The organism is Thermococcus celer Vu 13 = JCM 8558, from assembly GCF_002214365.1.
GTDB lineage: Archaea > Methanobacteriota_B > Thermococci > Thermococcales > Thermococcaceae > Thermococcus > Thermococcus celer.
Window position 1 is genome coordinate 142,837 of record NZ_CP014854.1, and the last position, 12,545, is coordinate 155,381.

Consider the following 12,545-nt stretch of genomic DNA (forward strand, 5'->3'; position numbering starts at 1 on the left):
TACATCACCTCTCGCCGGCCCTCTTGGTAACCGCCACGACGACCCAGCTCTTGGTCTTGCTTATCGGCCTGGTCTCGGCTACGAGAACCCTGTCACCGACCTTCGCGTCTATGCACTCCGGGTTGTGAGCGTGGACCTTGCTTCTCCTGAGCTCGTACCTCTCGTACTTCTTGAGGTAGTGGTAGTGCCGTCTCTCAACCACGACGGTCTTCTTACCCTTGTCGCTGACGACGATTCCCTCGAAGTACCTTCCGTGTATCCTGAGGTGCCCGTGCCATGGGCAGTGAGGATCGTCGCACTTCTCAGCGGGGGGCTGAACCTTCAATCCTATCTCTCTCATCTTCGCCACCTCTTCTTCAATCTCATCTCGGGTCTTCCAATCAGCTCTTTTCCGTTGATCCGGATCCTCTTATCGTCAACCTCAAACTCGAGGCAAACCACGTCCTTGGGGACAACCCAAACCTTCTCACCGCCGATGGTGAGGGTGTTCCTCGTCTCGTCAAGGACGTAGCCCTCGATGCCAACCAGCTCTGGATGAGACGCCCTTATAATTTTTGCTTTCAGGCCTATGAGCTCGCTCCAGACGATGTTCCTCCGGTTCACTCGATTTCTATCAAGTCCTCGGAAAACCCAAGGTCTCCGAGCAACTTCTTGACCCTTTCTCTGTGGTCTCCCTGGAGCTCGATCCTTCCCTTCTTTACCGTTCCGCCGCATGCCAGCTTCGCCTTCAGTTTTTTGGCTATATCCTCGAGGTCGAACTCTTTCTCGTCTATGCCCTCTATTATGGTTTTAAGCTTTCCGTAGCGGGCCTTCTCGATGTAAACCCTTATCCTCTGCTGTTCCTTCAGCACTTCCTTAAAGAGCATCTCATCCAGAGGGTTAACGATCCTGGGCACCAACCATCACCTTTTCTCCCTAAGCTTCTCCTTCTTTATGGTCAGCAGGCGCGCTATGTCGCGCCTGAGGTTCCGGATGACCATGGGGTTCTCGAGGGAGGCCCCCATGGTGAGCACACCCCTTTCCTTGGCAAGCTCCAGTCTCAGCTCCCTGAGCTTCTCATCTATCTCCTCGATGCTCATCTCCCTGATCTCACTCGGCTTCATTCGCGCTCACCTCTTCCTGGATCTTCTCCACGATCTCGATCTCATCCGGGAGCTTGGCGTCGGGCGGCATGATCGAGACTTTGACGCCTATAACACCGAGTTTGAGCTTGGCCTGGGCGTAGCCCCTGCTGACGAGGGTCTCGGCGGGGTTCCCAACCTTGGCGAGGTAACCCTGGTAGAAGCGGACGCTCTTGGCCCTCTCGCCCGTGAGCTTTCCGCTGAGGCGGATCTCAACTCCCCTTGCACCGTTCCTCATGATGGCCCTTATGGCGCTGTAGGCGGCCCTCCTGAAGTGGATGCCCCTCTCGAGGGCCCGGGCCAGCCTTATCGCCTGAACCTTGGCGTTCAGGTAGGGGTTCTTGATCTCCTCGACCTCTATCTGGGGGTTCTCAAGGCCGAACTGCCTCTCAAGGATCCTCGTGAGCTCCCTGATGCGCCTTCCGCCCCTTCCTATAACGTAACCGGGGCTGGCGGCGAAGATGACGACCTTGGTTCCGAGGGGGGTCTTCTTGATGTCTATTCCGCTGTAACCTGCTCTCCTCAGTTCCTTCTCAAGGTACTCGTCGATGAGCATCTCCCTAACGCCTTCCTCGATGAAGTATCTCTCGATCGCCAAAGATCTCACCTCCTAATCTCCTCAACGACTATCTCGATATGCGTTGTCTCCTCGTTGAACGGTGTGGCCCTACCGAAGGCCCTCGGGATGTATCCCCTGAGAACCGGTCCCCTGTGGGCCGCGGCGTGGATTATCCTTAGCCTGTCAGGGTCGAGGCCCTTCCCCTCGGCGTTGTTCTTGGCGTTGAGGAGGACCTTCTTGACGGCCCTGGCGACCTTGACCGGGTACCTTCCGGGCCCGAAGCCCCTTCCGGGCTTGTGTCCCTGGCTGTCGTTGAAGCGCTTCATCGGCACGGGTCTCCTGAGGGCGATGACGTCGTCGAGGTACTTGAGGGCGTCGTTGAGCATCATGCCCCTTATCTCCCTGAGGAGCTCGACGCTGTGCTTGGGCGAGATCCTGAGGTCCCTTCCGCTGGCGCGGGCCATCCTGTCCGGATCAAAATTTTGGAATGAGTAGGAAAACCTGCCCCTGCTCATCTAAACCACCTCACTTGATTGCCACGAACATCGATGACCTGGTCGCACCGACACCCGGTGAGCCGTGCTGGACTACCTTCCTCGTGAGCGCGAACTCGCCGAGGTAGTGGCCTATCATCTCTTCCTTGATCTCCACCGGGACGAACTCCTTTCCGTTGTAGACGTGGATGGTTATACCGACCATCTCCGGGAGGATGACCATGTCCCTGCTGTGGGTCCTTATCGGTTTCTTGTACTTGCCCTTCCTCGCGAGCCTTATCTTCCTGAGGAGCTTCTTCTGTTCGGGTGAAAGACCGCGCTTAAGGCTCCTTCTCTGTCTTGACGGCAGGAGTTTGGCAAAATCCTCGAGTGACATGTTGAGAAGTTCCTCGAAGGTGTAACCCCTGTACTTAAACTCCTTCTTTCTCGCCATCTTCATCACTTCCTCCTACCCGTTCTTCTCGCGGCTATGTGACCGACCTTCCTTCCGGGCGGGGCCCGCCTCGAGACGGTGCTCGGCCTGCCTATGTGGTGCTCCTTACCACCGTGCGGGTGGTTGACGGCGTTCATCTTGACGCCCCTCGGCTTCGGCCAGAACCTGTTGCGGGCCTTGGCTATGTAGTATGCCTTACCGGCCTTGACGATCGGCTTCTCGAGCCTGCCGCCCCCGGCAACCACGCCTATGGTGGCGCGGCACATCGGGTTGAAGCTCTTGAGCTCACCGCTCGGGAGCTGGACTATGACCTTGTCCTTCTCCCTGCTGACGACGAGGGCGTAGGCACCGCCAGCCCTTACGTACTTGCCCCCATCCCCGGGCACTCCCTCGATGTCGTAGACGTAGCTTCCCTCAGGGATCATGGCCAGCGGGAGGGTGTTGCCTATCTTCACCGGTGCGCTCGGACCGATGGCTATCTCCTCCCCAACGAGGATTCCCTCGGGGGCTATTATGAGCTTCTCCATTCCGTTCTCGAACTTGACGCGGGCAACTGGAGCGGTCCTTCCCGGGTCGTGGAGTATCTCGACGACCTTGCCGACGAGGGTCTTCTCCCTGGTGAGGTTGAGCGGAAGGTACCTAACCGCCCCCCTGTACCTGTGCGAGGGGGCCCTAAAGGTCGTGGTTCCTTTACCTCTCCTCTGCTGAATCAGACTCTTTCCCATCTCACTCACCCCTTCAGAACAATCCTATCCTTGCGGCGACCTCACTTGCGCTGTACTCGGGTTTGAGCTTCACGTAGGCCTTCTTCTCTCCCCTCATCGTCACGAGGGTGTTGACCTTCTCGACCTTGACGTTGAACATCGCTTCAACGGCCCTCTTGATGTCCGCCTTTGTGGCCCTCCTGTCCACTATGAAGGTGAGCTTGTTCTCGCTCTCTATCATCGCCACGGCCTTCTCCGTGACGACCGGCTTCACGATGACCTTGTACGGATCCATCTCCATCACCCATAGATCTCCCTAAGTCTCTCTATTGCCCCCTTCGTCCAGACGGTGAGCCTTCCCGGGTGCGTTCCGGGGGCGAGCAACTCCGCGCTGAGGTTCTCGACGGTGACGACGTCAACGCCCGGGTGGTTCCTGGCGCCCTGGACGATTCCCTCGTTCCTGGCGACTACGACGAGCGGCCCCCTGGCCTTCTTGTACCTCCTTCCGCGCATCTTGCCCTTCCCGGCGCGGATCTTGGTGTTTCTCTTCGCCCTCTCGATGTCGTCCCAGACGCCGAGCTTCTTGAATATCTCCCTGGTCTGGGCGGTCTTGAAGACCTTCTCGAGGTCGTCGGTAACCACCAGCGGAACCTGGGGAACGTTCTCAACGACGTGTCCCCTGGCCCTTACGAGGTCGTAGTTGGCAGTCGCAGCTATGGCGCTCATTATGGCCAGCCTGCGCTCCTTCTTGTTGATGTCCTCCCAGATTATCTTCTCGACCTTCGGCGGGTGCGTTCTCCTCCCACCGCGGGCGAAGGGAACGAAGGCCGCGAACCTCGGTGAGGTCTTTATCCTCTCGACCCTCGCCATACCGTGGCCCTTACCGATGTTCTCGGTGACGCGTCTCTTGCCCGCGTAGGGGCTCCTGCCCTGTGGCTGAATCCTGTGCGTCCACGAGGCTATAACCGCGCGCCTGATGAGGTCCGGCCTGAAGGGGGTGGCAAAGACCTTCGGAAGCTCTATCTCCTCCACGGGCTCGCCCTCAAGACTGAAAACCTTAACCTTCATCTATCTCACCTCACTGCTTGGACTCCCTACTGACGTAGGTTATCTGCGGTCTCTCAACCGGTGGCCTCTTCTTCGGCGGCCTGATGGCCGGCCTGACCCTGACGATCCTCTTGAAGGGACCCTGTACGGTTCCGGCTATCAGGAGGAAGTCGCTCCTCACGACGCCGTAGTGCGGGAAGCCACCCTTCGGGGTTATCTCCATCTCCTTTCCGCCATCGAGCTTGAGCTTTCCGTTCTCACCTATAGCTATGAGCCTCTTGTTGAACTCCGTCCTGTGGTGGAAGCCCATCTGACCGGCCAGTGGAACCGTCCACATGACCCTGGTGGGGTGCCATGGGCCGAGGTTACCGATGTGCCTGGCCTTTCCGGCTCTCTGGGCCTTGTGGAACTGGATCTTAACGCCCCAGCGCTTGACCGGGCCCTGCGTTCCCTTGCCCTTGGTGACCGCCACAACGTCCAGGAGCTCGCCCTCGTGGAGAACCTCGCTCGCCCTGAGCTCCTTGCCTATCTTTTCCCTGGCGTACTCGAACTTCGCCTTGACGTCGTCGCCACCGATGGCGTACTCCATGACCTCCGGCTTCTTCTTGAGCTTGATGAGCCACGGCTGGGTGTGGACGAGAAGCCTGACGTCGACTATCTCGCCGTCGTTGACGAGGTCCTCGAGCTTACCGAGCTTCTCCCTGAAGGCCTCTTCACCGTAGTCCTTCGGCAGGGTCCTTATCCTCCTCTTCACATTGTCGTTGAGCTCGTGGAACCAGACCTCCGTAGCGGTCTCGAGTCCGAGGTATCCCTGCCTGTAGGCCCTGATGCCGTAGACGAAGAGCGGCGGGACCTCAATTACCGTAACCGGCATGAAGATCTCCTTGCCCTTGGTGAGCCCGGGACTGTCGTCTATCATGAGCACGTGGGTCATGCCTGCCTTGTAGCCGGCGAAACCCAGCATTCTGACCTCACTGTCCTGTGGCCACGTTCTGATTCTCGGGACTACGCTCCTGGCCCTCTTTCTCGGGGAGTAAGCCAGTGAACCTCTCCTTGGCCTGTGTATTTTTCCCATCTCAATCCCTCCTTATGAGATTAAACACCGCGAGTGTGGCCAGTACGGCCTCCTCGGTGCGGACGGTCTTCGTCCGCTGATTCGGAATCGTGTTGAGGATTAGATCAAAGTCATATTCCTCCTCGCCGAGGAGCTCCATCACGCCCTTCCTCGGTGAGCCGAAGACGAATCCGACCTCCCCCTCGAGCGGGGGAAGCTTCACCTCCCGAACGTCGCGCCCCCTCCTGGAGGTCGCGATGCTCAGGTCCAGCCCGGCCTTTTTAAGTGTTTTTGCCAGTGACTTCCCCGTAAGGTGCACCCTGTACCCCCAGTACTCCACCGGCCTTGCCGGTATAACCCTGAGCGGCTTTACCGAGACGATCCGGAAGGTTGCGCGCCCTTCCACGCCCCCCTCGACCGTGGCAAGCTCATCGAGCCCGATGTCGGCGTAAACCCGCTTCCCCCTCCTGAAGGCGAAGCCCTCGCGGATCTCCCCGACCTTCGGCTTTCCCTTGAGCTTGTGGTGGGGCGTCCGCAACGGCGGGATGACGCCGACGTACCTCAGCTCGGGCATCAGGGGGAACAGCCTCTTCCTGAGGTACTGGGGAGTTTCCGCGTACTCGAGGATGGTTTTGATGAACTTCCCGTCCCTTCCGCCCGCCCTGTATATCCAGACGTGCTCGACGCCGAAGATCGCGCAGGCCCTGGCTATCTGACCAACCTTGTACGTCCTGATTTTTGGGTCGTCGCTTTCCTCGAGGAGCGAATCCGGAATGAAGACGTGCCAGGCCATTTTCCGTCATCCTTACGCCCTGCTAACTTCAACGCTGAAGTGGGGTCTATGTAGAGTATTTAAAAGGCTTTCGAACCCTGCAACCCTTTTTTGAGTTGAGAGGTGTAGAACTTTTTTGCAAAAGGTCTTTCCCGAACCCGGTGATACCTTTGAAATGAGCTTCCGCCCGAAGAGGGTCAATCCACGAAAGCCCGCCCGTTCCACAGCTCCCTCATCTCGCGCGTAGCGTCCGGATAAACCCTTTTGAAGGTTATCCTCCAGTAGCCGTTCTTGAGATCCTCAATGTCCTCGATGTGGATCCTCACGCCGAGCCTCTCGAAGTGGGCCACCATCCTGTAGGCCGTGCCGATGTTCTTCACCCTCACGGTGAATACCTCCTCAACTTCGCCACCGCTGGCAACTTCGTGGATGCTCTCAACGAATGGCCCCAGCAGGGCTTTTCCAAGGGCCTTCGCGTACTCGTCGAACTCCTCTCCCCGAAGGTGCCTCTCCGCAAAATAGAAGGCGAGCCTCTTGATCCTCGCCATGAAATAGCCGTGGGGCAGGTCAAAGAATATGCGCGAGCCTATTCTGACGTCGTTGACGTTGGCGTAGGGCGTTACGTACTTCGCTATCCTCCTCATGTCGGGGCTCTTCATGACGATGCCCTCCCGCCCTTCCCGGCTGAGCCTCTCTATGAGCCCCCTCAGGTCATCGATTCTGGAACTATCGTACAGCCCGAATACCTCAACGTGCGGGATGCCGTATTTCCGGGCGAGGTCATAACGCTCCTCCGCGGGAAGGCTTTTTCCCGTCCCCTTCTCCTGGATGTCGAAGAGGAAAAACCGGATGTCCCCCTCAACGTAGGGCGGTCCCTCGACGATGTACGGACTCTCGGGTCCGGCCATTTCCCCGACCAGAACGAGGTCAGGGTAGTCCCTGAAGAACCCTTCATCAACGAAATCAAGGATCCTCTCCGTCGTGAAAGGGCAAACGAAACCGCCCCTCGTCAAGGCAAGGATTCTCCTTCCCACCTTAACGACCCTGACGTTGTAGCCGTCCACCTTTTCCTCCACGTAGAAGGGTTCCCCCTTGAAAACCCTCCTTACCCCGTTCTCCAGCTGAACGATGCGCTTTATGTGGGGAAAGCCGGGAACAACGTCGCCGTTCTCAAAGACCACCGTCCCGCGCCTGAAACCCCTGGCGGAATCTCGAAAGCGGACGTACCTTATGCCTTCGAATTCGTCTTCAACGATCCCACCCTTTCCCTCAAGAACCGCCAGCCTCTCCTCCTCCAAGCCGAGTTTGAGAAGGGTCGCCCTAAAGCCCGAGCTTACCATCGTCCCACCAACACATGTTGGATCGCATCGTTAATAATCGTTATGAATATACGACAAAAGCCCGGGCGGGAAATGCGAACACATAGAACATGAAAAGTAGGGAAGAGAGGATACACCGGCGTTGCACTTTAGTGCTGCACTTCAGTGCTGCACTTCAGTGCTTCATTGTCGAGAGGACCTTCGTGGTGACGTCGTTGCCCTCCCTGTCGTAGATCCTGTAGTAGGCGCTGTAGGGCAGCTTCATCTTGGCCCTGTGCATGGCTCCGAGGGCGAACTTGAGGTGGCTCTCGTTGAGCCAGACGCTGATTATCTTCTGGTCCTTCCTGACGCGGGCGGCCAGTCCTATGGGCTTACCGAAGGGCCTGCGCATACCGTTTCCGTAACGGTCGGCCTTCCTCCCGGTGGCCATCGGGTTCTCCCTGAGGACCTGGAAGGGATAGACCCTTATCTTGAAGTGGTAGTTGCTCCTACCGACGTTCTTCTGGAGGTACCTGTTCACCTGAATACGGATGGCCTCGAGGGCGTTCTGCCTTATCTGCATGGCCTGCTCGGCGTGAAGGCTCACCTCGTACTCGAACTCCGCGGAGAGGTTGCCCATGTCGAAGATGGTTATCTTCGGACCGGGGGCACCGCGTATGTATTCCCTCCTCGTGTAAGCGGGCTTGTCAACGTCCCTATCGATCTTGGCCGGTCTAAGTCCCATACTCTCACCTCCAAATGAGCGTAAGTTAAGCCTAAACCTACCTTGGCGTGGCTTTTATAAAAGTTTTGGAGTTTCCTCACGTTCACTTATCGACCTCCCTTTTAAGCTTAACACCCTCCCACATCAGAACCAGGGAGACCGGCGCGAAGGCGAGCAACGCCAGGTTGAGCGTCACGAACCAGTGGGCCTCCCCGAGGGAGTAGGCAACGCCAAAGAGCATGCCACCGAGAAAAGTCGAGAGGTTCTGAACGCCATTGACCCCGCCTATGGCGAGGGAAGAGCGGTGGTAACCCGACAGGACCTTCCTCGATATGGGCCTGAAGCTCTGGAAGGCGAAGAGGGCCAGGAATATTCCGAGGAAAACGGTTGGAGCCGTCTTTATCGCCGCGAGGAGAGGGGAGAGCGCGGCGGTGAGGGAGGTGAAAACTACCATCCGCCTCTCACTCCTCACGTCCGCCAGCCAGGAGACGAAGTAACTCAGGAGCGATGATAGAAAACCAGTCCAGCCGATGAGGGTTGCGGTTCTGGCCTTGCCCATCCCCAGGGCCTCGGAGACGTAGACGTAGGTTATCTCGCCGGAGGTGAACGCCACTATAACCGCCATCAGCGAGGCGATGATTAGGATCTTCCCCGGATCGAGGCCCGGCCCCTCACCGCCGGAGCTCTTCGGCCTCTTCGGTGTTATCCTCTCGTAGAGCAGGAGATAGCTGACCACCATTATCATCCCCGTCAGCAGGAAAAAGACCGACGAGATCCACATCTGGCCGCCTAACCCGAGGTTAATCGTGTAGGCGTAGACGTAGTTCCCGAGGAGGGAGGCCAGGCTGCCGGAGAAGAAATAGATCGCGGTGACCCTCGCCCGTATCTCCCTCGGCGTCGCAACCGCTATCACGAACTGCGCCATTGGCCAGCTCAGACCGTTGAGAAAGCCGTTGAGGAGCTTTATTCCGGCCACCTGGGGCCACGTGGATGTAAGGGGGTAGAGCTGAACGGCCAGGGCGTTTCCCATCATGGCAAGGGCACCGACGTAGACGAGCCCCTTACTCCTCTCCAGCATCAACCCGCCGAAGACCGAGGAAAAGGCCCTCGCGAGAACGAACGACATCGAGACGATTGAAACGGAGAGCATCGAAGCTTTCAGGGCATCGCGCGTGTAGAACGCCACCGCCGGAGTTGCGAGCCGGAAGGCCACCGTGCCGGTGAAGGCGGAGAGTACGAGGAGGGTTATTCCAACGAGACGTCTGGACTCCATGCGACCACCTTCTAAACGTTAAACTTGGATTTTAAAAGTCTTGGTCATGCCGAAGATTCTTCGGTAAGGGGTTCGGCAAATGGGCGGAGCTTCAAGGAAGGGCCCTTGCCACCAGCGAACCCTTTTTATATTTCCATCCCAAACCACCGCCGAGGTGATGTCCGTGGAGCTCAACTTCGATATGGAGTATGAGGAGGCCTACAGGGAGGTTTACGAGCTCGTCAAGCCGAAGTACAGGCTCTTCACCGCGGGCCCGGTCGCCTGTTTTCCGGAGGTTCTCGCGATAATGAGCGTTCAGATGTTCAGCCACCGCTCGGCCGAGGCGAAGGAGGTTCACGTCGATACCCTCAACAGGCTCAAGGCCTTCCTCGAGGCGGATAAAGGAGAGATAATCCTCTTCCCGAGCTCCGGAACCGGTTTCATGGAGGCGGCGGTCAGGAACACCGTCCCGAGGGGAGGGAAGGTTCTGGTAACCACGATAGGGGCGTTCGGCGACAGGTTCAGGGACGTGGTCGAGGCGAACGGCAGAGAGGCGGTCGTCCTGAGGAAGGAACCAGGAAAGGCCATCAAGCCCGAGGAACTTGACGAGGCTCTCAAAAAGAACCCCGACGTCGTTGCCGTCACGATAACCTACAACGAGACCTCGACGGGCGTGCTCAACCCACTCCCGGAGCTGGCCAAGGTGGTTCGCGAGCACGACAAGCTCCTCTTCGTCGACGCCGTCTCCGCGATGGGCGGCGCCGATATAAGGTTCGATAGGTGGGGAATCGACCTGGTCTTCGCCAGCTCGCAGAAGGCCTTCGGCGTTCCGCCGGGGCTGGCGGTTGCCGCGGTCAGCGAGCGCGTCTTCGAGATAGCCGAGAGGATGCCGGAACGCGGCTGGTACTTCGACCTTCCCATGTATAAGAAGTTCAACGAGAAGAAGAAGGGAACGCCCTCAACCCCACCGCTCCCGCAGATCTTCGGTCTCAACGTCACGCTCAGGATAATCGAGAAGATGGGCGGGAAGAGGGAATGGCTCGGCATGTACGTCAAGAGGAGCGGAATGATACGCGAGGGCGTTAGGGAGATGGGCCTCGGGATCCTGGCCGAACCCGGCTACGAGAGCCCCACCATTACGGCCGTCGTCGTCCCGGAGGGGATGAAGGGCGTCGACGTCTACAACGCCATGCGCGAAAGGGGCTTCGAGCTGGCCAAGGGCTACGGAAGCGTCGCCGAGAAGACCTTCAGGATAGGCAACATGGGCTACATGACCTTCGAGGACATCGAGGAGATGCTGGCGAACCTCAGGGAGGTCATAGAAAAGCTCAGGGGCTGAGTTTCTCCTCGTTTTTAGTGGAAAGGACAAAGGGGGCTAAACGACCCCCCTCAGCTCCCCGTTCTTTACCTCGTAAACGCGATTTATCCTCTTCATCCCAGTTCTCCAGTCCCTCCTGAGCTCCACGACGACGTCGAACTTGTCGAAGGTCTCACCGCTTATTCCGAGCCAGTGGCCAACCTCCCCCTTTATGTCGTCCGTGAGGGCGAGGGAGGTCACGATGAAGGCGTAGTCGTCTATGAGTTCCCGAAAGAGACGGGCGACGTCAATCGTGTGAACGGTATCGACGACAACGTAATCCGGGTTCAAATCCTTGATCTTCGAGATTACCTCCGACGTGCGCCTCTCCAGGGACATACTGTCGAAGCGCGTGTCTATGACGGCGATGTTCGGCTTGAAGGGCTTGAACTCACCGTAGGCCGTTACAACCGCCACCTTCCAGTCGTCGGGTACGAAGTGCATCAGGGCCTCCACCAGCTTGGTCTTACCCGAGCGGCTGGATCCGACCACGAGGATGTCCTTCCTGGAGAGAACCGCGTTCTTCAAAACCTCAAGCTGTTCCGGGGTGGCCGAACCGTAGCGTATCAGGTCTTCCGGCGTGAATATGTAGACCCCCATGCTTTACCACCGTATAAGGTTTCCGGCCGATGTTATAACGGTATCGCCGGGGGATGCCCATGAAAGTCAACAAATGGGCCATATATTGTCTTTTGTTCGAAAATAACCACTATTTAGTGTCATATTTTGTCCAAAATCCAAAAGATATTGCACAAAAGCCATAAGGGAGAAGAGAGGTGACAGAAATTAGGTGATAGCTATGAACGCTCTACAAATTGTGACCAGGAAGATTGAACCCGTGATGGAAGTTCAGACGAGGGTCGTCGATTACATGACGAGGTACATGGTGGGCAGGGGCTTCAAGTGGCTCCTCCCGGTTATGCTCAGCTCCATCACCGACCCCCTCTGGCCCGACCCCGCGGCGGAAGAGGCCCTCAGACCGCCTGAGGTGGAGGTTTACGGAGCCAAGCTCCGCCTCACCCACAGCATGATACTCCACAAGCAGATGGCGGTGGCCATGGGGATAGATAGACTCTTCGTCCTCTCGCCCAACGTGCGGCTCGAGGGAAAGAGTGCGGACGATGGCAGGCACGCCTACGAGTTCACCCAGCTCGACTTCGAGATGGCGCACGCGAGCATGGACGACGTCATGGGCCTCATAGAGGAACTCATAAGCGGCCTCTTCCTTGAGATGAGGGATCCCGTCGGGGAACTCGTCGGGAGGGAGGTGCCGAAGGTAAGGCCACCTTTCAAAAGATTCACGCTGGAGGAAATCCGGGGGGAGTTCGGGGACGAGGAGGAAGCGAGCAGGGCCATGGAAGAGCCCTTCTGGATAACGGACATCGAGAGGGAGTTCTACGACAGGGAAGACCCGGAGAGACCCGGTCACTTCAGGAACTACGACCTATACCTTCCCGAGGGCTACGGCGAGGTCTCGAGTGGAGGCGAGAGGGAGTGGGAGTACGGCGTGATAGTGAGGAAGATGAGAAGAGCCGGGATAAGCCTCGAGGCCTTCAGGCCCTATCTCGAGGTCGCAAGGGCCGGCCTGCTGAAACCGAGCGCGGGAGCGGGAATCGGCGTCGAGAGGCTGGTCCGCTACATGGTCGGCGCGAAGCATATCGCGGAGGTGCAACCGTTCCCGAGGGTACCGGGCGTTCCCGCGGTTATCTGAGGGCCCACTCGGTGGAATT

18 protein-coding genes are annotated in these 12,545 nt (G+C 58.1%); 2 read left to right on the forward strand and 16 right to left on the reverse strand.

Translation table 11 applies throughout. The features are described 5' to 3' along the window. Window positions 1–4: 4 nt before the first annotated feature. The 15 genes from A3L02_RS00855 to A3L02_RS00925 all read right to left on the reverse strand — a co-directional run bounded on the left by A3L02_RS00855 (window position 5) and on the right by A3L02_RS00925 (window position 9,479). Window positions 5–340 carry a 30S ribosomal protein S17 gene (locus tag A3L02_RS00855; protein ID WP_088862186.1) on the reverse strand — a complete coding sequence of 112 codons (336 nt, stop codon included), beginning with the start codon at window positions 338–340 and terminating at the stop codon, window positions 5–7. Then, on the reverse strand, window positions 337–714 hold the full coding sequence (locus tag A3L02_RS00860) for a ribonuclease P protein component 1 (protein WP_157895707.1): 378 nt from the start codon (window positions 712–714) through the stop codon (window positions 337–339). The genes A3L02_RS00855 and A3L02_RS00860 overlap by 4 nt, the downstream gene beginning before the upstream one ends. After that, window positions 600–899: a stress response translation initiation inhibitor YciH gene (gene yciH / locus A3L02_RS00865; protein ID WP_204247202.1), complete on the reverse strand. Its 300-nt coding sequence runs from the start codon at window positions 897–899 to the stop codon at window positions 600–602. The genes A3L02_RS00860 and yciH overlap by 115 nt, the downstream gene beginning before the upstream one ends. A 3-nt stretch (window positions 900–902) precedes the next feature. Continuing rightward, window positions 903–1,103, reverse strand: a complete 201-nt coding sequence (rpmC, locus tag A3L02_RS00870; protein WP_088862188.1) for a 50S ribosomal protein L29 — start codon at window positions 1,101–1,103, stop codon at window positions 903–905. Further along, window positions 1,090–1,719 carry a 30S ribosomal protein S3 gene (gene rpsC, locus A3L02_RS00875; protein WP_088862189.1) on the reverse strand — a complete coding sequence of 210 codons (630 nt, stop codon included), beginning with the start codon at window positions 1,717–1,719 and terminating at the stop codon, window positions 1,090–1,092. Before rpsC ends, rpmC begins: the two co-directional genes overlap by 14 nt. Before the next feature lie 5 nt (window positions 1,720–1,724). Then, window positions 1,725–2,195 (reverse strand): 50S ribosomal protein L22, encoded by a 471-nt coding sequence (gene rplV / locus A3L02_RS00880; protein WP_088862190.1) that lies wholly within the window; start codon window positions 2,193–2,195, stop codon window positions 1,725–1,727. Window positions 2,196–2,205: 10 nt separating this feature from the next. Further along, the gene (locus tag A3L02_RS00885; protein ID WP_088863792.1) at window positions 2,206–2,607 is read right to left on the reverse strand and encodes a 30S ribosomal protein S19; all 402 of its coding nucleotides are present in this window, start codon (window positions 2,605–2,607) and stop codon (window positions 2,206–2,208) included. A gap of 5 nt (window positions 2,608–2,612) precedes the next feature. Continuing rightward, window positions 2,613–3,332, reverse strand: coding sequence for a 50S ribosomal protein L2 (locus tag A3L02_RS00890; protein WP_088862191.1), 720 nt, complete (start codon window positions 3,330–3,332; stop codon window positions 2,613–2,615). A 13-nt stretch (window positions 3,333–3,345) separates the two neighbouring features. Beyond that, window positions 3,346–3,606: a 50S ribosomal protein L23 gene (locus A3L02_RS00895; protein ID WP_088862192.1), complete on the reverse strand. Its 261-nt coding sequence runs from the start codon at window positions 3,604–3,606 to the stop codon at window positions 3,346–3,348. 5 nt (window positions 3,607–3,611) lie between these two features. After that, complete coding sequence (gene rpl4p, locus A3L02_RS00900) at window positions 3,612–4,379, reverse strand: 50S ribosomal protein L4 (RefSeq protein ID WP_088862193.1); 768 nt, start codon at window positions 4,377–4,379, stop codon at window positions 3,612–3,614. Between the two features lie 10 nt (window positions 4,380–4,389). Next, a complete protein-coding gene (locus A3L02_RS00905) occupies window positions 4,390–5,433 on the reverse strand; it encodes a 50S ribosomal protein L3 (protein WP_088862194.1) in 1,044 nt (347 codons plus the stop codon). Between the two features lies 1 nt (window position 5,434). Beyond that, a complete protein-coding gene (locus A3L02_RS00910; protein WP_088862195.1) occupies window positions 5,435–6,205 on the reverse strand; it encodes a putative RNA uridine N3 methyltransferase in 771 nt (256 codons plus the stop codon). A 176-nt stretch (window positions 6,206–6,381) separates the two neighbouring features. Continuing rightward, window positions 6,382–7,524 (reverse strand): RNA ligase, encoded by a 1,143-nt coding sequence (locus tag A3L02_RS00915; RefSeq protein ID WP_088862196.1) that lies wholly within the window; start codon window positions 7,522–7,524, stop codon window positions 6,382–6,384. A 154-nt stretch (window positions 7,525–7,678) separates the two neighbouring features. Continuing rightward, window positions 7,679–8,227, reverse strand: coding sequence for a 50S ribosomal protein L16 (locus A3L02_RS00920; protein ID WP_088862197.1), 549 nt, complete (start codon window positions 8,225–8,227; stop codon window positions 7,679–7,681). Window positions 8,228–8,309: 82 nt separating this feature from the next. After that, on the reverse strand, window positions 8,310–9,479 hold the full coding sequence (locus A3L02_RS00925) for an MFS transporter (protein WP_088862198.1): 1,170 nt from the start codon (window positions 9,477–9,479) through the stop codon (window positions 8,310–8,312). Window positions 9,480–9,642: 163 nt separating this feature from the next. On the opposite strand from A3L02_RS00925, the gene A3L02_RS00930 reads away from it, so the two are divergent. Then, complete coding sequence (locus A3L02_RS00930; protein WP_088862199.1) at window positions 9,643–10,797, forward strand: pyridoxal-phosphate-dependent aminotransferase family protein; 1,155 nt, start codon at window positions 9,643–9,645, stop codon at window positions 10,795–10,797. 36 nt (window positions 10,798–10,833) lie between these two features. Here A3L02_RS00930 and A3L02_RS00935 read toward each other — a convergent pair whose 3' ends face one another. Further along, window positions 10,834–11,415 (reverse strand): Flp pilus assembly complex ATPase component TadA, encoded by a 582-nt coding sequence (locus tag A3L02_RS00935; RefSeq protein WP_088862200.1) that lies wholly within the window; start codon window positions 11,413–11,415, stop codon window positions 10,834–10,836. Window positions 11,416–11,614: 199 nt separating this feature from the next. Between A3L02_RS00935 and A3L02_RS00940 the strand changes: the two genes are divergently transcribed. Beyond that, window positions 11,615–12,526 (forward strand): asparagine synthetase A, encoded by a 912-nt coding sequence (locus tag A3L02_RS00940; protein ID WP_088862201.1) that lies wholly within the window; start codon window positions 11,615–11,617, stop codon window positions 12,524–12,526. The last annotated feature ends 19 nt before the right edge of the window (window positions 12,527–12,545 follow it).